The sequence below is a fragment of the Atlantibacter sp. genome, from assembly GCF_032062175.1.
GTDB lineage: Bacteria > Pseudomonadota > Gammaproteobacteria > Enterobacterales > Enterobacteriaceae > Atlantibacter.
The window spans coordinates 134,670-152,384 of sequence record NZ_DAMBQK010000007.1 but is presented as its reverse complement, the minus strand read 5'-3'; the positions used below and the strand labels follow the sequence as shown (position 1 = coordinate 152,384).

Sequence of the window (17,715 nt, the reverse complement as noted above, 5' to 3'; positions counted from 1 at the left end):
ATCAGTCACCAAGATATTGAATGGTGATGTGGTAATGGAACACGTGCTGCTCAATGCTGATCGGCTCACGTTTGCCTTTGCGCAGCAGGTAGGTGATTTCCGTCACCAAGTTGCCGCTGCCGTCGCGCAGTTCACGGCGATCGTTGATATCACGCAGCGTCCAGCCTTTCGGCAACTGGGTTTGCCAGGCGGCGAGCGGCCAGTGGCTCAGCATCACGTCCGCCAGCACCTGGCTGGCAGGCGGCAGTTGCGGCACCACAATTGACTGCTCGGTATGGATGCCCGCTTTATCATAGGTCAACAAAAACAGGCGGATGCCCACCGATGACAGCCCGGCCAGCGAGAGCTTTTGCTCATCGGCGTTGAGCAACACCAGCAGCGATTGGGTTTGCCCGTTAAAGCTACCGGTCAGCAATTGTTGAGAACTTACCGCCGGGGTGATGCCCGGCGGTGGTAGCGTCACCTGTACCCCCGGCTTCAGCCAGGCTTTAGGGCGTGTTTCTGTTGGCGTGGAGTGGCTGCAACCCGCGAGCCACAGCGCCGCCAGCAACAAGCCCGCGCGCCAGAGTGTCTGCTTCATCGTTTCTTTCTCTCTTTTCGGTCCGGCATCGCCAGCGGCGATAGCACGAAGGCGGTGAAAATCCCGCTGCACAAGACAATCCCAAAGCTGGCGATCGCCTGGGTACTGCTGAACACCAACATCCCGAGGGTCAACAGCGCAGTGATCATCGCCACGGTGACGGCGAGCAGCGAGGTCAGCGGCGTGCCGCGCGGATTGCTGAAAAACAGCGTGTAATTAATCCCGATCCCTAATACCAGCACCAGCGCCAGCAGGGAAAACAGGTTCAGACTGTGGCCGGTAAACGCCAGCACCGCAAGGCCGGTGGTGAGCGACAGCAGCGACGGTACCAGGCTTATCGCGCCTTTGCGCAGGCCAAGCCGCGCCACCGCGCCGATGGCAATCACCACCAGCGCCACGCCCAGCAAGCCGCCCAGCAGGGTGCGGTACAGCGCGAACAGACTGTCGAAACTGGCTTTGCGATCGACCCACACTACGCCCGTGGCCTGCTCCGCCAGTTGATTCAGCGCATCGCTGGCCTTCACGCCGTTGACCGGCACCAGTACGCCGCTCTGGCCATCTTTCAGGGTGATCCACATCAGCCGCCAGCCTTCGCTCACCGGGCTGTTCAGCCACTGCTCCGGCGTAACTGGCATCGGGCGGGTATCCGGTTCATTCAACGTAATGCCCGCCTGGCTCAGCACCTGGCGTACGGTCGGCACGCTCTGTCCAATCAGCGCCACATCCTGCTGCTGGCGGGCGAGGGAGTTGAGCGGGATCTGCCGCCAGCTCTCAATCAGCCTCTGCTCTTTGGCCTGCGCCAGCGCTGGCGTAAAGGCTTCGAGGCGCTGGAGCGTCTGCTCAGGGGTATCGCCGTACACCACGAACCACTTCTGGTCGACGCCCTGGCCGGTCAGCGCGGTGATGGTTTTTTCCTGGGCCAGAATATCGGCGGGCAGCGCCTGGAGTTGGGCGATATCATCATTAACTTTCAACAGGCTAAACCCGGCGATGGAGACCGCCACCAGCGCCACCGGCAACCCAATGCGCAGTGCATTGTTGCGCCGCCAGGCCGCCAGCCAGCGCATTAGCCATACCATGCCCGGCACCGGACGCACCGGTAAACGGCGGCACAGCCACGGATGCCAGAAAATCACCGTCAGGCACGAGGCGCTCAGACCCGCCGCCGCGAACAGCGCCATCTGGCGGATGCCGGGAAACGGCGCGAGCATCATGATCAAATAGGCTGCCACGGTGGTGAGCAGCGCCAGCAGCAGCGCGTTGCGCACTTTGGTGAGGCTTTGCCACGGCGACATCTCCGCACCGTGCACCATGCGTTCGGTCAGATAGTAGAGCGTGTAATCCGCCGAGATGCCGATGATGCTCATGCTCATCACCAGGGTCATTAAATGCAGTTCGCCGAACACCATCAATACCGACACGCTGCCCGCCAGCGCGCCGACGCCCACCGACAGCAGGCACAGCAGCAGCGGCGTCACCGAGCGGAACACCGCGACGATCAGCAAAATCACGCCCAGCACCGTGGCGACGCCGAGGGTCGAGACATCGTGCTTCGCCTGCTGGCTGGCATAATCGCTGTAGAACAGCGTGCCGCGCGACAGCACCTGCGCCTGCGGGAATTCGCTTTTCAGTTTGGTTTGCAGCGCGTTCAGCGTTTCCACCATCCGGTGGGTTTGCTGCATATCGAACGATGAACCGGCCAGCTCGCCGTGCAGCAGATACCAATTGTTCCCTTGCGCATCCTGGGCCACCAGCCAGCCGTTGAGTAGCCGCAGGTGGCTGGCGTTTTGCGCCAGATTCATTTGCGCGCCGCGCACCAGCATCAGCGGATCGTGCTGTAGCTCCTTGCCGCTGACACCGGAAAATGCCGAATAGACCTGGGATAAAATCCACTGCGCCTGGGCGTTGCCGCCGTCCTGCAACCGGGCGCGGGTCGCGCTGTCGAGGCTGCCGTTGCGGTGCGTAAAGAAAAACTCGCCCCACGCCTGCTGCGCGGCGGCATCCACCGGGCCGCCGACTTTCGCCAGCGCGGGTTGCTGACGCAACAAATCCAGATAGCGTTGGGCGACAGAGGGATCGGCCTGTTTGCCGGGGCTGACCATCCACACCAGTTGCTGGTCGAGGCGCTGCATAAAGCCGTCGTTAAGCGCTGGCGGCACTGCCCCCAGGCTCTGGCTCGGCAGCAGCGCCAGCACCGAACTGTTGATCCGCGCGCCGGGCAGCAGCGCCGCCAGCGTTGCCGCTAATACCAGGCAAACCGCCAGCCAGACCAGCGCGCCGCTGCGCCGGGGCTTAGAATGCAAAACGTTGGCGTTCGTCATCGGTCAGGGTCGCTGGCGTCAGGCGGTGTTGGCTGAAGGTAATGTGGGTTTTATCACCCTGTTTGTCGTCTAACTGGATGGCGTCCAGATAGTCGCTGCCGTTCAGCGTGATGGTGGCGAAGATTTTATCCAGCGGCGTGGTGATCGGCGTTAACACCAGTTGCCACGCGTTATTGCCTTTGTCCTGGAAATCGAGCCGGAAATTCTGCTCCAGCACCTTGCGGTCAGCCTGGAACAGGGCGCGCAGCAGGTGGTTAAACTGGAACATCTGCGGGTTGGTTTGCGCGGTGATCACCTGCGGCGCCTGGCCGTTGATCACCTGTACCATCTGGCTATCGTTAAGCATCAGCGTCATCGGGAACGGCGCGGTTTGCTGCCACAGCAGGCCGTTGTCCCGGGCGATGATCATCTCGCCAGAGGAGCGCAGCGGCTGGGGCATATCTTTAATCTGCCGCTCTTGAACAAAGTGCGCGCGCACCACCGGTTGGGCGGTAAAACGCTGTTGCAGGGTATCCAGCGTGACGGCGTGCACCAGCGGGCTGAGTAATAACAGGACAAGGGCCAGGGCTCTCATGGCGTCACTCCCATACGTTCGAAAAGAATAGCGGGGCTCACAAAGCAAAGTTCGCGGGTGGCTTCTTCCACCGCCACCTGGATGGTGTAGCCGGTGGTGGTGCGTTTGCCGGTGGCGGCGTCGAAAATTTCATAGCCGATGCGCAGGCGGTTCTCAAACTCCTCGATGCGCGCCCGCACCCGGATGCGCTGCTCAAAAGTCAGCACATCGCGGTATTTCACACGGGTATCGACCACCGGCCACAGATAGCCGGACGCTTTCATCTGGCGGTAGCCGTAATCAAACTGATTCAGCAGCGCCTCGCGGGCCACTTCGAAATAGCGGAAATAGTTGCCGTGCCACGCCACGCCCATCATATCGACATCGTGAAACGGGATGGTCAGCTCAACCTCGGCGGTAAAACGCGGATCGTTCAGCACCTGTTACTCCTTATCTTCATGGCGCGCCGCGTCGGGCAACTGCCAGAAATCGAAAAAATTAAACCAGTCGAGCGGCGAGCGCAGGGCGTAATGCTCAAGGCGCGCCGCATAGCGATCCACCGTCTCCTGCAACGCCTGCTGGCGGGTCGCGCGCGGCAGCGTCAGCGGGTCGGCAAACGGCTCGCAGTGCAGCACCAGACGGCCCTGTTCACGCAGCGCGAACAGCAACACCACCGGGCAGCGCAGCGCCGAGGCCAGGATAAACGGCCCTTGTGGGAACGGCGCGGGGCGGCCCATAAAGCGGCTCCAGATCACCCGCCAGTCGCCGCCGCGCTGCGGATTAACCGCGATGCGGTCGCCGACAATCGCCACCCATTCACCGGCATCGAGTTTCTCTTTTAGCAGCATCGCGGTGTCCGGCCCGATATGGCTGACCGGGATCAGGTTGACGCCCGCCTGCGGGGCCATCTCTTCCATAATCTGCTTAAAGCGCCGGGCGTTATCGGTAAACACCAGCGCATTGACGGTGCGCGCGCCGCTACGCTGGGCCAGCGCCCGGCAGGCTTCCACATCGCCAAGATGCGAGGCGAGGATCAGCTTGCCGTCCGGCCCGGTAATATCCAGCGCCGCTTCTGCGCCCTGCGCAAAAACGACCTGCTTACCGAGCTGTAGTTCGCCGCGCCAGCTGGCGACTTTATCGAGCATCGCGCTGCCGAAGCGCAAAAAGTGGCGGTAGCTGCTCAGGCGCGGGTGGTCCTGGATCTGCTGCGCGGCCCGCTGCTGTGTCACCGTGTCGATCCACTGCTGCGAGGCGCGTCGCGCGTCATGGGCCAGCAACCAATAAACGCCGACGACCGGGCGCAGCAGCAGCTCAAATGCGCCGCGTCCCAGCAAGCGCCAGACGGTCAGCATGATGCGCATCCCCAGCAGGCCCTTCACCTCTTCGGTGCGCGCCCAGTGCTGGCGGCGCTTGCGCATCACCAGGCCCGGCGCGCGCGGCAGCATGCCGAAGAACAGCCGGGTGTGCATCCAGGAGATGCGCAGGTTGTCGCGCAGGGCGTCAAAATGCGACAGCCCGTCCTGCGGGTAGGTGACGCGGGTCGGGATGAAATAGCTCGGGTGGCCGCGCCAGTAGAGGCGCACCATTACTTCGGTATCAAAATCCATGCGCCTGCCGAGGGCGATATGCTGCGCCAGCGCCAGCGTCGGCGCGACCGGGTAGACGCGAAACCCGCACATGCTGTCTTTCAGGCTCAGGGACAGGGTTTCAATCCACACCCACACATGCGTGACCCAGCGGCCATACAGGCGCGAGCGGGGGATAGAGTCGTCATAAATTGGTTGGCCGGAAATCAGCGCCTCGGGGTGGCGTTCGGCCTCAGCCAGAAACTGCGGGATATCTTCGATGGCGTGCTGCCCGTCGGCGTCCACCTGAACCGCATGGCTGTATCCGGCATCGTGGGCCACTTCCAGCCCGCGGATCACCGCCGCGCCTTTACCGGCGTTTTGTGCCAGCCGCACCAGCATCAGCGCCGGGAAATCGGCCTGTAATTGCGTCAGCGCCTGCTGGGTGGCGGCATCGCTGCCATCGTCCACCACGATGCAGGGCAAACCGAACGGCGCGAGGCGTGCCAGCACCTGCGGCATCATTGCGCCGTGGTTGTAGCAGGGGATCACCACACAGGGCGAGAACGCGTTGCTTACGGGCATAAGCGGATTTTCCCGCTGCTGGCAGGCAGACGTTGCTCACCGCACAAACGCTGATAGCTAAAAGAGAGCGTGTGGCGCTCCGGCTGCCAGTCGAGGGTTAAGCACAGCTCATTTTCCGGCAGCAGTGGGGCCTGAAATTTCACATTGACGATCTTGTGGAACCGGGCCTCCGGGGCCAGCAGTTCCCGGGCGTAATGCATCACCCAGTCGAGCTGCGCCACGCCCGGCAGCAGCGGCTGCACGGCGAAGTGGCCTTTAAACCAGAACAGCGCCGGGTCGAGGCGCAAGTGAAGCTCCCAGCGATGGGGAGAAAGCCGCGTGCGGGCAATTTCATGCGGGGTCATGGAAAAACTCCTGCAGTTGCGCATAGACGCGTTTATTCATGCTGTTCACCGGGATTGTGTCGATCACCCGCCAGTAGCGCGGGATCGCCACCGGCTCCAGCCAGGGGATCAGCGCTTTACGCCAGGCCAGCTCAAGCTGTTTGCCTGCGGCAGCGTTAAGATGGGCGCGGGTGGTATCATCTACCACCACCAGCACGCCGATGCCCTGGCGACCGTTGCGAGTGATGGGCAGAGCGGCGGCCTCAACGATGCCGTCCAGCGCCAGCAGCCGTTGTTCCACTTCGCACAGCGAAATGCGTTTTTCTTCGATTTTCACCACCCGGCCCCGCCGACCATGCAGGCGAAACAGGCCGTTGTCTTCAAAGGCCAGATTATCGTCAAGCAGCAGCCCGGCGGGATCGGGGATCAGCGGGGAGAACGCCCGCCAGGCGTCGTTTTCCAGCTCAAAGCGCATCCCGGCAAAAGGCAGCCAGGGCGTGTCATCTTCGGCGCGGTAGCGCCAGGCCAGAATGCCGGTTTCGGTGCTGCCGTAAATTTCATCCGGGGTCACGTCGGCCCAGGCCCGCGTTTGCACCACATCGCCCCAGGGCAGCATACCGCCTGCGGAGACAATCAGGGCAATCGGCGGCGGCGTCAGGGTGTGGTCGAGGCGCTTTAAAAATGCCGGGCTGCTGATAAAGCCATAGCGGTGCGTCGCGGGCAGCGCCGACAGTTGCTCCGCGTAATAAGTCATGGCGGCGTGCAGCGGTAAACCGAGGGACATCGGCAGGAAGATGCGGAACGTCAGGCCGTAAAGATGCTGTGGCACCACCGAGGCGACAATCCGGCAGCCCGCCAGCCGTTCAGCGAAGCGTTCCGCCAGCAGCGCGGCTTCGCGGTCAAGTGACGCGATGGGTTTGATTACCCGGCGCGGCGTGCCGGTCGATCCTGACGTGAAGATCTCCACGAAACTGTCGGGATCGATCGCCGGCAGGTCGATCGCCCCGGACGCGCGTTTTGCCGAGGCCACGACCACCATCGGGCCGTTCCAGCCGAGGGTGCGGTCGCTCAATACCCCGTGGAATAATTCCCGCTGTTCGTCCAGCAGCGACAGGCGGCTGTGGCCGGGGATCACCGGCGTTTTGCCCGCGTGCAGCGCGCCGAGCAGCGCCACGATAAACAGATAGCTGTCTTCAAAGCACAGCGCCCAGCGTGCGCCGGGCTGCGCCCGTAGATGGTGGGTGAGCGTTGCCACGTCGTGGCGCATCTGGCCCAGCGTCCAGGTGTGGTCGCCCAGCCAGGCGACGGGCGTGTCGTCGGGGCGCTGCGTGCTCAGCCACTGCCCCAGAGGTAAGGTGCTTATCATGATACGTCCCGCTGGATCACGCGTTGGCGCACCAGCCATTCCCCCGCCATTAAAGCGCCCATCAGCAGATAGGCGATCATGCCGTTCCACAACGTCCAGAGATCGGTGTCGCCGTACCAGCAGGTAAAGGCCGCAACACCGCCATTAATAATAAAAAAGCCGCACCAGACCTGGGTGACGCGCCGGGTGTAGCGCACACCCGCAGGCGGCAGGTCCGGTTCTCTGAGGCGGGCGATACGCTCCACCAGCGGCATGTTGCTCCACAGCGACGCGCCAAACATGCCCAGCAGCAGCGTATTCACCACCACCGGATACCACAGCAGCAGGTGATGGCTGCGCAGTACCAGGCTCGCCACGCACAGCACGACGCCGGTCAGGGCGACGCCTTTGGCGATCAGCCGCAGCGGGCCGCCGCGCAACCGCGCCTGGCGCAGGCGGATCAACAGCAGCAGCACCATCACCGGCAGCAGCCAGGCGAGGGCGTGATGCGTGATGCCGAACCAGATAATGAACGGCCAGGCGACCATCACCAGGGCGATGGCCGGCTGCGTCAGACGCCGCGCGACCGTGAGGGCAGCGTGCAGCATCGGTTACTCGTCGTTCAGTAGACGCTCAACCGCGTCCACCACGTCCTGAACGGTACGCACTGTTTTGAACGTTTCCGGTTTGATTTTCTTGCCGGTTTTCTTTTGCAGATGCACCACCATGTCCACGGCGTCGATGCTGTCGAGTTCCAGATCTTCGTACAGGCGCGCCTCAGGGGAGATATCCTCGGCGGGGATTTCGAAAAGCTGGGTCAGAAGTGTAGACACTTCCTGGTAAATCGCGTGTTTATCAACCATATCGTGCTCGTCTTCAGGCGCGTTGAGAATCAATGAAAGCAGCCAGCGTGGCGACGGAATAGAAATGCTGGCGCATCTCTTCGCTTTCGGCGGAAAGCACCACGCCATACTGGGTTTTCACGGCCAGCCCTAATTCCAGCGCGTCGATGGAATCGAGACCCAGACCGTCGCCAAACAGCGGCGCGTCGGCGTCGATATCGTCGGCGGACAGTTCGTCGAGGTTCAGGGTGGTGATAATCAGATTTTTGATTTCAGAGTAGAGCGCTTGCATCGTTGTTTCCTGGGCCAGGCGTCAGGCCTGGTGTTAATTGGTGCAAAAGGTGTCGATTAAGTTTGCGAGCCGCCAGCGCGGGCTCCTGATCCAACATCGGATCGTAAAAGTGTTGGGTATGAATACGCTCGCGCACCACCACCTCGAACAGCGGTTTGCGGGGCGGAACGTCATACCAGCGGCTGTGCTTGTCCAGCAGGTTTTCGCTGCAAAGGATGTGCACCACCCGTAAGTCGCTGTGGCAACGCACCGCGATATTGGCCGCGCCGCGCTGGAGCGTCAGCGGCTGGCCGGGCACGGTACGGGTGCCTTCCGGGAAAATCAGCACGGTTTCGCCGCGGCCAAGCCGTTCGCGGCAGGCGGGCAGCAGCGCATCCGCCTGGTCGTTAATCAGATAATCCGCCGCGCGCACCACGCCGCCGAGAAACGGGTTTTTCAGCAGGGCGTTCTTCACCAGACAGTCGGTTTCCGGCATCACCGAGGCGATCAGCACGTAATCAATCAGCGTCGGGTGATTAGCCACCACCAGGCAGCCGCGCTCGTTATCCAGCACGGATTTGCCTTCGATGCGGTAGTCCAGCACGCCCACCGCCCGCGCCGCGCGCAGGAAAAACCGGAAGCTGGCCGCGATGCTGCGGCGCGCCAGACGGCGGCGCTTTTCCGGGTTACGCTGCACCAGCAGCAACAGGTTGAACCACACCACGGAGAGCAGCAGCCCGCCGAGGCCGAACAGCGCGAAGCAAACGCCGGTCATCACCAGACGCCACAGCCAGTTCACCTGCGCCAGGATGCGATTCATGATTTGCTCCACCGCCAGTCGGTGCGCTCGCCGTCCACGCTGAACGCCGCGTCGTCTTTCAGCCAGCCGCGCAGGAACTGTAATCCCTGCGGCAGCGGCGCTTCACGGTGCAGGGTGTGGGCGTGGGTTTCGCAATGTAAATCCGCGCCCGCTTCCAGCACCAGCGCCAGCGACCATGCCCAGGTGGGCATGTTAGCGGGCAGGTGAGGGTGATAAAACGCGGGCAGCAGACCGTCGAAGTCCACCATCAGCACCCGTTGATAGCCCGCCTGGAATAGCGTCAGCGCTTCAATCAGCCCTTGCTGGAACGTGTCCTGGCCGGCGGAAAGTGACGACGACGGCAGCGGCTGTTTCGCGGTGATGGTCAGGTTGCCTACCGACGAGTTATGCACTGACATGGCGAAATCGGTGGGCGAGAGGGGTTGCGCGGTGGCAATGGCCTCGAGAATGCGCAGATTACGCTCCAGCTCGCCGTGGCGGCTGGTAAACAGCACCGCATCCGGCGCGTGGCGACGCAGCATCGCCAGGCCGCTGTCCACCGCCAGGCGGCTGCCTGAGTTAAGACGGCGGCTGGTCATCATCGGCAATTCGCTGGGTTTGGCATACGGGGACGCCGGATCGATTTCCCGATCCTGTTGCGCCCATGCGCGCCAGTCTGCGGCATCGCTGAGCCCCGGTGCTCTGGCTTGCCAGTCAATGATGTTAAGTGAAAATTTCATCTACACGCTTTCCGCGCTTTTTGTTTCTGATTAAGCAGCTACGCCGCCCGTTACGCTTTTTTGCGGCACACCAACAGCGTATGCCCAACGCCCAGATCGTCGAGCCGTTGTTCAATCTCAAACCCTGCCTGCCCCACCAGTTTGATAAAGGTGGCGACGCTATAAAAACGACTGTTGCCATTCGCCATCGTGGTGAAATAGAGCGATGATGCGTTCAGGCTGAATGCGGCGGCTTCAAATTTTTGCGCATCCCAGAAAAGCTCCATGATGCACACGCGGGCACCGGGTTTCATGACTTTGGCGATGTTCCCCAGCAGGGCAACGATCTGTTCGGCGGAGAAGCAGTCGAGGAACTGGCTCATCCACCAGACGTCGGCCTCGTCAGGTAATGGCGCGTCGCTGAGCATATCCACCGGATGAAAATCAATGCGATCGCTCAGGCCATTGGCCGCGATATTTTCCTGCGCCAGCGCGATTTGCTGCGGCAAATCCAGAATAGTGACATTCACCGCCGGGTTATAACGGCAGCAGCGAATCGCCCACTTGCCGGTATTTCCGCCCACGTCGTACAGTTTTTTCGGTGCCAGCTCAAAGACATGCGGCAGTGCCGCGTTAAAAGCCGCGTCAGAATAATAGTGATCGAAGGCGAACCAACTGCTGCGCGCCGGTTCAGGTAATTGCGACAGGGCTGGATAGATTGTCGGCCAGTCGCCAAAAACTTTTAGCCCTTCCGGTTTACCGCTGCGCAGCGCATCCTGGAGAAAAAACAGCCCTTGATAACAAACATCACGGGTGAAATCCATATTCACGCGGGTCATCGGGTCGTGAAGTAAGAAATGTCCGACCTTAGCGATGAGATAATGCTCATTTTGTTGGGTGATAATACGGCCGCTTAACCCCATATCCAGCAGTACGCTAACCGCATATTTATCGAGAGTACAATTTTCTTCGATATTTTCTAATGTGGCTCCCGCTTTTCCCTGTTTATCCAGAAAACCGAGGATGCCGCTGTCGCGTAATATCACCGCCGTTTGAAATAACATCGGCGCAAAGGCGATGCGTTGCGCTTCGGTAATAGCGTCCAGCGCGGAGAGTGTATCCCGATCGTAGTGATGACGCACGGTGCGTTCCTTAACCAGAGGTAAACAAAAAAACCGGCCGGAAAGGGCCGGTTGTTAATTCATTGAAATTACAGGTTCGCGCCAGCGGACAGATTGATCTGAATATCCTGGTTCAGGTTGTTGACCCAACGGTTGTAATTCTTGTGAATTTTACCGTCGGCGGCTTTCAGGTTCATGCTGCTGTCATAAATAATGGAGTAACTATTAGCAGAGTAAGGAATACGTACTTCAGCGACATGGTCGCGCGCCTGCAGACGGCCTTTGATCAAACCCGCGCCCGCGTCGGTCATCACCCACTTGCGCTGAACGCCCGCTTTCAGGATCGCGGTGCGTACCTGTTCAGCGGTGTGTTTGCCCGCCACGGTGGCGTTGACCTGTTGAACCGGTGCGGTGTTTGCACACCCAGCCAGCGCGCCAGCGAAAGCAATAGCGGTTAAAAGCTTAACGATTTTCTTCATACGATCTCCATAGACGTTTCATCAATACAACCCAATTACCCAACGCGTTGAAGCGCATCGGGCAAAAATGATTTGCTGGCTCACAAAGACCAGTCGGTGAAACTGTGTAATGGACAACGAAAACAGATGGGTTAGCTTTTATAGGTCATTAAAAATAATGATTTTTTCATCCGTGTTGGTTTTCGCTGTTCCTTCTGCTCATTCATTTCGATTAACCTGAAGAGGTGTGATGGTAAATTAACAAAAAACATGACGCAATATTTTGTCTGGCATAAGGACATTCTTAAGTGAAATAACCACCGTTTGGTTAAGGGCAAGCGATAATACTCATAAAAATTCAGAGTTTAACGCCGTAAAACCCGATCGCTACCAATAAAGAAGTCTCGTTTTACAGAACAAAATTGCGGTGGATTTAAGTCAGGGTAATTTTTTATCCCATAAAAATATAACGCGCCAAGTTTATTTCCTGGCGCGTTATTGTTCAGCTACCAACACAGGTAGGTAACTTATCCGGGTAGCCGACTTTTGGGCCTGCCTGGCCCCAGCAGTACCGCGACTTTACTGCCGCCGACTGTGGTTTCCATCCAGATTTTGCATACGCTGGTTAACGGCACCGACAACAGCATTCCCACAGGCCCCAGCAGCCATCCCCAGAACAACAACGACAGGAACACCACCAGCGTCGACATGCCCAGCCGGTGGCCCATCATGCGCGGTTCCACCATATTGCCCAGCACCATATGCACCACCAGGAACAGCGAACCCACCAGCATAAATTCGTAGAAGCCATTAAACAGCAGCGCCTGGATCATCGGCGGAATAGCGGAAATCACCGAACCGATATTCGGTATGTAGTTGAGCAAAAAGCCCAGCACCCCCCACATCAGGGCAAACTGGATACCCATTAATTCCAGCCCCAGCCAGATAATGACCCCGGTCCACAGGCTGATTAACGTCTTCAATGCCAGATAATGGCTCACCCCTTTTAGCGCGCGGTGCAGACCAGCAATATGGATTTGCGGATTAGACAGGGCGAAACGCAGTTTGTACGGCACATGGCGTACCTCAAACAACATAAACACGACTGTCATCACCAACAGCACAATGCTGGCCATCGCCCCGGAAAGCTGGGTCATCAGCGCGGTAGCGAAGGTCATCACCTTTTCTGAATCCATGCGTTTTAACATCCGCTCCGGTGAGATATGCAGATTCAGAAACGGAAAAAACTCCTGCAAACTAAGCAGCTTACGCGTGAGTTCTTTATTGTATTTAGGCAACAGCGCGATAAATTCGTTGAGCGAGGCCGCCAGCACGCCGAACAGCAGCGTCAGGCCAATCAGCATCACCATCACCACAATGGTGATCGACATGGTGCGATTAAAACCCCGGCGCAAAAACCAGGTGACTAACGGGTTAAGAACGATAGCGAAAAAAAGCGCCAGTAGCATAGGCACTAAGATATCGGCGGCGGCGTGAATACCCGCGAGAATGATCACCAGCGCCGCCAGTTTTTGCAGCATATGCAAACCGACTTTATCGGTTGGGGGAGTCGTTATTTTTGGATTCATTTTTACCATCTGCGTGGGAAGTCCTTGATTCGCCCAACGCAGGGGATCTGCAATTAACAGGGCGACGGATAAAGTGTAGTGCGTGACGTATAAGGTGATGGAGTAGATCGCTCCGAAAGTGGTGGGTGTGAAGCGTTACGCTATCAGGGTTATACTGAACCCTCGTTTTACAATTCCGGTGATTGTCATGCCCGAAGCCGCTGAACCGGCAATAAGTGGATTGCGTTTAAATCTGCGCATCGTTTCTGTCGCTATTTTCAATTTTGCCAGCTATCTCACCATCGGCCTGCCGTTGGCCGTCCTGCCAGGCTATGTCCATGATGTGATGGGCTTCAGCGCCTTCTGGGCCGGGCTGGTGATCAGCCTCCAGTATTTAGCCACGTTGTTAAGCCGTCCTTACGCCGGGCGCTATGCCGATCTGTTCGGGCCGAAGAAAATTGTTATTTTTGGGCTTTGCGGCTGTTTTCTTAGCGGATTGGGTTATTTTCTTGCCGGGCTGAATACCGAGGCCGCACTGTTAAGCCTGATCCTGCTGTGCGCCGGGCGGCTTATTTTGGGCATTGGGCAAAGTTTCGCCGGGACCGGATCGACGCTGTGGGGCGTGGGCGTTGTGGGTTCGCTGCATATTGGCCGGGTGATTTCCTGGAACGGGATTGTTACTTATGGCGCGATGGCGATTGGCGCACCGCTCGGGGTGTGGATTTTCCATTTTGGCGGCATGAAGCTGCTGGCCGGGGTGATTATGGCCATCGCGCTGGTGGCTATTCTGTGCGCCTTGCCGCGCAAACCCGTCAACGCCAGCAAAGGCAAGCCGCTGCCGTTCCGGGCCGTGCTGGGCAAGGTTTGGCTGTACGGCATGGCGCTGGCGCTGGGTTCGGCGGGTTTCGGCGTTATCGCTACTTTTATCACGCTGTTTTACGACGCGAAGGGCTGGGATGATGCCGCGTTTGCCTTAACGCTGTTCAGCGCGGCCTTTGTCGGCACACGTCTGCTGTTCCCCAACGGCATCAACCGCTTTGGCGGATTAAACGTGGCGCTGGTTTGCTTTGCCGTTGAGATTGTCGGCCTGCTGCTGGTGGGCATGGCGTTCAGCCCGTGGATGGCGAAACTGGGCACCTTCTTAACCGGCGCGGGTTTCTCGCTGGTGTTCCCGGCGCTGGGCGTGGTGGCGGTAAAAGCCGTGCCGGCGCAAAACCAGGGCAGCGCGCTGGCGACCTATACGGTGTTTATGGATATGTCGCTGGGCATCACCGGCCCGCTGGCAGGCTTGCTGATGGCCTGGGCGGGGGTCTCGAGTATTTATCTGGCGACGGCGGGGCTGGTGGCGCTGGCGGCAGGGTTGACGTTTACGCTGCGGGCGTCATCCCGCCATTCAGGCGCTGGCGCGAACCTTTAGGGTCACTGGCATTCATTCTCTTGCCAGCAGTTCTACAACCGATGCCTGCTGGCACTGCGAATAGTTGCCCATGTTCCAGATATAATGAGGTGGCATAACGTAGCTCAGGGCAGAACGTCGCCCTGAGTGCTTGTTATGGCGCTTTAATACGTTGCCCACTCATTCCAGGCGTCGCTGTAAATGACGTTTCCATCGCAATGCTTCCAGGTGATTTTCTCGTAGCGCATAAGAACCGTCTCAAGGTGTGTGCCAGTGCCTGCACCTGGATACAGGTCTGGTGTGATAGAGGTTATTTTCACACCCTCCAGGATGATATTAAAATACTCCTGCTCTAAACCAGCCTCATTTATTTGGTACATCTTTATGATGGCTGATTTTAGTGTTCTGCCTGTACTCAGCGCGCGAAATAAAAGCGGGGTTACACGGTCAAACTCCTTCTGAAACATAACAGGCATATGTATGCGAGTACCCGTCAATTTTCCGGTATTTCCATCGACGGGAATGTTGACATTGTGAGTGAACGACTTTAATTCAATGGTACCTTCACGCCCGATCACAAGGGAGGGGCCAATCATGGGAGAACCGTTTTCATCGGTTAGAAGTAAATAAGCCGGGTTTGACATAAAATTTCCTTTTTATAAAATTTAATCATATTTATCAAAGCGGCCGAAAATTATCGGATGAACAATAATAAATACGACGATTGCAATGAATGTTAATAACACCCAATGGTCAGGCATCAGCCACAGGAATAAAGAGGCGCACGCAAAAATATAAACGGGGAATAAAATATCCGTAAATAGGATTGATAGCAGGCTCTTAAACATGTCACTTGCCCTTTAAGTCGTCATAAATTGCATCGAAATCCTGATAGAATCCCATTTGTACTTTATTTATCAGATCCGACAGGAACGGCTCAACAAAGTAGTAAAGCATCTCCAGCTGTGCGCCATACAGGATAGCGTAATACTTCGGATCTAATGTTTTCAGGTGACGGGCAGCAAGAGCGCACTTCTGGTCCGAGCCAATCAATTGAAGCGCCATGACAGCGGTAGGTACGCGTCGTGCAAGCCGTTCGACGACAACATCTGAGAGTAGACCCGATGCTGAAAGAGATTTAGCCAGCGCCAATGCTATCGCTAAACGTGCAGTCTTGCTTGCCGGGATGTTTTTAACTAGCCCTGTTACTTTGGAATCCGTTTTGCGAACGCGATTTTGTTCATTTCTATTTTCAGAATCGTTTAAAATACTGACAAAATAAAGATAGAGCATTTGTGCTATTACATCACGATACCGGTAAATAGACACTATTGAGAGATACATTCTCTTTTCTTCTGAAAGAAGCTCATCGCACACATCGTGATAGCCGGGGAATAAGCACGATGAATACCAGCTTACACGCTCCATTCCTGAGTAAATATCAGAACCGATCCCTTTTAACGCCTTCCACGTTCCAGCAACGCCTTGCTGTCCATAAATAGCCAATTGCCGGTCGCTCTGGAACTTCATCTTTAAATAATCAGATGCCTGCATAACGTATCCATATGAGGAATGAGGTTATACGAATATACGTTGAAAATTTAGGTTTGGGAAATTTTGTCCAACCAGTATTGCAGGATGTAATAACTGAAGTGTCTAAGGGGAAGGGAAAATTAATCGAGGAGCACAAAAGAGACAGTAATTGTGGCCTGGTCTGGATTAAACTATTGATTTAAATCTTGCTGCGCCCATCACTTCATCAAATAAAAAAGCCTGCCGGTTTTCACTGGCAGGCTTTTTCCACGAAAGCGAATCGCCTTACTTCACTTCCAGGGTATTAATAATGTTTTCAGCCGTTGCCTGAGCCTGCTGCTGGTTATCTGCTGGCAGGGTGATTTGCAGGGTCAGCAGTTTGTTATCCACTTTACCCAGCACCACAGACGAGTACGCGGTCTGGCCTTTGGCGGAAATAATGCTGTCCAGCTGCTGTAAGGTATGGCCTTTAACTTCAATGGATTTATTGGTCACAACCTGCAACTGTGGGTCGCGGCTGCGTTGCTGATCTTCAAGGCGTTTCGCCAGCACATCCAGCCCTTCGGTAGTGTCGTCGCCGACAATCACAATTACCGCTTTCTGCCCGGTAGCGTCAGAATAAACGTGCATATTGTTGGCCTGGGTGCCCAGCTTCCCGCTCTGATCCGTCATATCCGCCGGCAGCGAAAAACTCAGCTTGCCGTCCAGCAGAGTGACCTGCTGAGCTGCCGCATTGCTTTCGGCTGCGGCGCCTTCCGCCGGCTTGCTGCTGTCATTGTTGTCGCAGGCCGCCAGCCCCATCACCAGCAGGCCAATCCCGACATATTTAACCAGATTGCGCATTGAATTCTTCCTTTACGATAACGGTCAAGTGACCTTGCTCCGCATCTTATCACAAGAATTCCTGGCGACCGTCAACCCGGCTGGAACCGCGCGAAATCAGATTTATCTGCCAGTTTTTTCAACAGCATATTCAGCAGTACGCCGTACATCGGCAGGAAGAACACGATGCTGATAAGTACTTTGAAGCAGTAATCCACCAGCGCGATTTCTACCCAGTGCTCCGCCATAAAGGCGTCCGGGCTGCGCCAGAAGGCGATAAAGAAGAACGCGAGGGTGTCGCTGACGTTGCCGAAAAGGGTCGATGCGGTCGGGGCCAGCCACCAGCGGCGGTTTTTGCGCAGGCGGTTAAACACATGCACATCAAGGATTTGCCCCAGCGCGTAGGCCATAAAGCTTGCCGTTGCGATACGCGCCACGAACAGATTGAAGTGGGCTAATGCCTCGAATCCCTGCCAGCTTCCCATATAAAACAGCGAGGAGATGCCGTAGGAAATCGCCAGCGCCGGGATCATCACCGCAAAGATGATGCGTCGCGCTAACGGCGCGCCAAAAATCCGCACGGTCAGGTCGGTAGCCAGGAAGATAAAGGGAAAGCTGAACGCGCCCCAGGTGGTGTGAAAACCGAAAATGGTGATCGGTAGCTGCACCAGGTAGTTACTGGACGTAATGACCAGCAAATGAAACAGCGATAGCCAGATAAGCGCATTGCGGCGCTGGCGTGATGTAAACGTCGTCATATTGTGACCTTTTTGTCGGATGGGGTGAGGGAACCCAGAATCAAAACCGCCGCATCATACTGCTTCAGCTTATCTTTGCAATGGTTAATTTTAACGCAATCGTTAACCTGGCTTGCACCGACTAAATCCCCGGGTAAACTAGTGCCGTTTTTACCT

At 57.4% G+C, this 17,715-nt stretch carries 20 protein-coding genes; 1 reads left to right on the top strand and 19 read right to left on the bottom strand.

Annotation, left to right across the window (positions count from 1 at the left end; genetic code table 11):
- Window position 1: 1 nt before the first annotated feature.
- The 15 genes from RT120_RS09285 to RT120_RS09215 all read right to left on the bottom strand — a co-directional run bounded on the left by RT120_RS09285 (window position 2) and on the right by RT120_RS09215 (window position 13,059).
- A complete protein-coding gene (locus RT120_RS09285) occupies window positions 2-580 on the bottom strand; it encodes a DUF3261 domain-containing protein (RefSeq protein WP_312982033.1) in 579 nt (192 codons plus the stop codon).
- Complete coding sequence (locus tag RT120_RS09280; protein ID WP_312982030.1) at window positions 577-2,901, bottom strand: MMPL family transporter; 2,325 nt, start codon at window positions 2,899-2,901, stop codon at window positions 577-579. The genes RT120_RS09285 and RT120_RS09280 overlap by 4 nt, the downstream gene beginning before the upstream one ends.
- Window positions 2,873-3,475, bottom strand: coding sequence for an outer membrane lipoprotein carrier protein LolA (locus tag RT120_RS09275; RefSeq protein WP_312982028.1), 603 nt, complete (start codon window positions 3,473-3,475; stop codon window positions 2,873-2,875). Before RT120_RS09275 ends, RT120_RS09280 begins: the two co-directional genes overlap by 29 nt.
- On the bottom strand, window positions 3,472-3,894 hold the full coding sequence (locus RT120_RS09270; RefSeq protein ID WP_002436590.1) for an acyl-CoA thioesterase: 423 nt from the start codon (window positions 3,892-3,894) through the stop codon (window positions 3,472-3,474). The genes RT120_RS09275 and RT120_RS09270 overlap by 4 nt, the downstream gene beginning before the upstream one ends.
- Window positions 3,895-3,897: 3 nt before the next feature.
- Window positions 3,898-5,604, bottom strand: a complete 1,707-nt coding sequence (locus RT120_RS09265; protein WP_312982026.1) for a glycosyltransferase — start codon at window positions 5,602-5,604, stop codon at window positions 3,898-3,900.
- A complete protein-coding gene (locus RT120_RS09260) occupies window positions 5,595-5,948 on the bottom strand; it encodes a hydroxymyristoyl-ACP dehydratase (RefSeq protein WP_312982024.1) in 354 nt (117 codons plus the stop codon). Before RT120_RS09260 ends, RT120_RS09265 begins: the two co-directional genes overlap by 10 nt.
- The gene (locus tag RT120_RS09255; protein WP_312982022.1) at window positions 5,935-7,293 is read right to left on the bottom strand and encodes an AMP-dependent synthetase; all 1,359 of its coding nucleotides are present in this window, start codon (window positions 7,291-7,293) and stop codon (window positions 5,935-5,937) included. Before RT120_RS09255 ends, RT120_RS09260 begins: the two co-directional genes overlap by 14 nt.
- Window positions 7,290-7,880 carry a hypothetical protein gene (locus RT120_RS09250; protein WP_312982021.1) on the bottom strand — a complete coding sequence of 197 codons (591 nt, stop codon included), beginning with the start codon at window positions 7,878-7,880 and terminating at the stop codon, window positions 7,290-7,292. The genes RT120_RS09255 and RT120_RS09250 overlap by 4 nt, the downstream gene beginning before the upstream one ends.
- Window positions 7,881-7,883: 3 nt before the next feature.
- Complete coding sequence (locus tag RT120_RS09245) at window positions 7,884-8,135, bottom strand: acyl carrier protein (RefSeq protein ID WP_312982019.1); 252 nt, start codon at window positions 8,133-8,135, stop codon at window positions 7,884-7,886.
- Window positions 8,136-8,148: 13 nt separating this feature from the next.
- Window positions 8,149-8,406 carry a phosphopantetheine-binding protein gene (locus tag RT120_RS09240; RefSeq protein ID WP_125292640.1) on the bottom strand — a complete coding sequence of 86 codons (258 nt, stop codon included), beginning with the start codon at window positions 8,404-8,406 and terminating at the stop codon, window positions 8,149-8,151.
- Window positions 8,387-9,223: a lysophospholipid acyltransferase family protein gene (locus RT120_RS09235; protein ID WP_409515036.1), complete on the bottom strand. Its 837-nt coding sequence runs from the start codon at window positions 9,221-9,223 to the stop codon at window positions 8,387-8,389. The genes RT120_RS09240 and RT120_RS09235 overlap by 20 nt, the downstream gene beginning before the upstream one ends.
- Window positions 9,202-9,924, bottom strand: coding sequence for a beta-ketoacyl synthase chain length factor (locus tag RT120_RS09230; RefSeq protein ID WP_312982015.1), 723 nt, complete (start codon window positions 9,922-9,924; stop codon window positions 9,202-9,204). Before RT120_RS09230 ends, RT120_RS09235 begins: the two co-directional genes overlap by 22 nt.
- Before the next feature lie 50 nt (window positions 9,925-9,974).
- Entirely contained in the window at window positions 9,975-11,045 is a 1,071-nt protein-coding gene (locus RT120_RS09225; protein WP_312982013.1) for a methyltransferase, read from the bottom strand.
- Between the two features lie 68 nt (window positions 11,046-11,113).
- Window positions 11,114-11,503: a hypothetical protein gene (locus RT120_RS09220; protein ID WP_312982012.1), complete on the bottom strand. Its 390-nt coding sequence runs from the start codon at window positions 11,501-11,503 to the stop codon at window positions 11,114-11,116.
- Window positions 11,504-12,009: 506 nt separating this feature from the next.
- A complete protein-coding gene (locus tag RT120_RS09215; protein WP_312982076.1) occupies window positions 12,010-13,059 on the bottom strand; it encodes an AI-2E family transporter in 1,050 nt (349 codons plus the stop codon).
- A gap of 199 nt (window positions 13,060-13,258) precedes the next feature.
- Here RT120_RS09215 and RT120_RS09210 point away from each other — a divergent pair, with 199 nt between their 5' ends.
- Window positions 13,259-14,467 (top strand): MFS transporter, encoded by a 1,209-nt coding sequence (locus tag RT120_RS09210; RefSeq protein WP_312982010.1) that lies wholly within the window; start codon window positions 13,259-13,261, stop codon window positions 14,465-14,467.
- A gap of 143 nt (window positions 14,468-14,610) precedes the next feature.
- On the opposite strand, the gene RT120_RS09205 is transcribed toward RT120_RS09210, so the two are convergent.
- From RT120_RS09205 to RT120_RS09190, 4 genes are all read right to left on the bottom strand, one after another.
- Complete coding sequence (locus RT120_RS09205) at window positions 14,611-15,090, bottom strand: type VI secretion system tube protein TssD (protein WP_312982008.1); 480 nt, start codon at window positions 15,088-15,090, stop codon at window positions 14,611-14,613.
- A 205-nt stretch (window positions 15,091-15,295) separates the two neighbouring features.
- Window positions 15,296-16,000 (bottom strand): hypothetical protein, encoded by a 705-nt coding sequence (locus RT120_RS09200; protein WP_312982007.1) that lies wholly within the window; start codon window positions 15,998-16,000, stop codon window positions 15,296-15,298.
- 264 nt (window positions 16,001-16,264) lie between these two features.
- Window positions 16,265-16,822, bottom strand: a complete 558-nt coding sequence (locus RT120_RS09195; RefSeq protein WP_125292629.1) for a DcrB family lipoprotein — start codon at window positions 16,820-16,822, stop codon at window positions 16,265-16,267.
- A gap of 71 nt (window positions 16,823-16,893) precedes the next feature.
- The gene (locus tag RT120_RS09190; RefSeq protein ID WP_312982005.1) at window positions 16,894-17,559 is read right to left on the bottom strand and encodes a 7-cyano-7-deazaguanine/7-aminomethyl-7-deazaguanine transporter; all 666 of its coding nucleotides are present in this window, start codon (window positions 17,557-17,559) and stop codon (window positions 16,894-16,896) included.
- Window positions 17,560-17,715: the final 156 nt, after the last annotated feature.

What these genes read in the sequence shown, in the direction of transcription:
- RT120_RS09285 (WP_312982033.1), bottom strand. Translation starts at nt 580, where the DNA reads ATGAAGCAGACACTCTGGCGCGCGGGCTTGTTGCTGGCGGCGCTGTGG.
- RT120_RS09280 (WP_312982030.1), bottom strand. Translation starts at nt 2,901, where the DNA reads ATGACGAACGCCAACGTTTTGCATTCTAAGCCCCGGCGCAGCGGCGCG.
- RT120_RS09275 (WP_312982028.1), bottom strand. Translation starts at nt 3,475, where the DNA reads ATGAGAGCCCTGGCCCTTGTCCTGTTATTACTCAGCCCGCTGGTGCAC.
- RT120_RS09265 (WP_312982026.1), bottom strand. Translation starts at nt 5,604, where the DNA reads ATGCCCGTAAGCAACGCGTTCTCGCCCTGTGTGGTGATCCCCTGCTAC.
- RT120_RS09260 (WP_312982024.1), bottom strand. Translation starts at nt 5,948, where the DNA reads ATGACCCCGCATGAAATTGCCCGCACGCGGCTTTCTCCCCATCGCTGG.
- RT120_RS09255 (WP_312982022.1), bottom strand. Translation starts at nt 7,293, where the DNA reads ATGATAAGCACCTTACCTCTGGGGCAGTGGCTGAGCACGCAGCGCCCC.
- RT120_RS09250 (WP_312982021.1), bottom strand. Translation starts at nt 7,880, where the DNA reads ATGCTGCACGCTGCCCTCACGGTCGCGCGGCGTCTGACGCAGCCGGCC.
- RT120_RS09245 (WP_312982019.1), bottom strand. Translation starts at nt 8,135, where the DNA reads ATGGTTGATAAACACGCGATTTACCAGGAAGTGTCTACACTTCTGACC.
- RT120_RS09240 (WP_125292640.1), bottom strand. Translation starts at nt 8,406, where the DNA reads ATGCAAGCGCTCTACTCTGAAATCAAAAATCTGATTATCACCACCCTG.
- RT120_RS09230 (WP_312982015.1), bottom strand. Translation starts at nt 9,924, where the DNA reads ATGAAATTTTCACTTAACATCATTGACTGGCAAGCCAGAGCACCGGGG.
- RT120_RS09220 (WP_312982012.1), bottom strand. Translation starts at nt 11,503, where the DNA reads ATGAAGAAAATCGTTAAGCTTTTAACCGCTATTGCTTTCGCTGGCGCG.
- RT120_RS09210 (WP_312982010.1), top strand. Translation starts at nt 13,259, where the DNA reads ATGCCCGAAGCCGCTGAACCGGCAATAAGTGGATTGCGTTTAAATCTG.
- RT120_RS09205 (WP_312982008.1), bottom strand. Translation starts at nt 15,090, where the DNA reads ATGTCAAACCCGGCTTATTTACTTCTAACCGATGAAAACGGTTCTCCC.
- RT120_RS09200 (WP_312982007.1), bottom strand. Translation starts at nt 16,000, where the DNA reads ATGCAGGCATCTGATTATTTAAAGATGAAGTTCCAGAGCGACCGGCAA.
- RT120_RS09195 (WP_125292629.1), bottom strand. Translation starts at nt 16,822, where the DNA reads ATGCGCAATCTGGTTAAATATGTCGGGATTGGCCTGCTGGTGATGGGG.
- RT120_RS09190 (WP_312982005.1), bottom strand. Translation starts at nt 17,559, where the DNA reads ATGACGACGTTTACATCACGCCAGCGCCGCAATGCGCTTATCTGGCTA.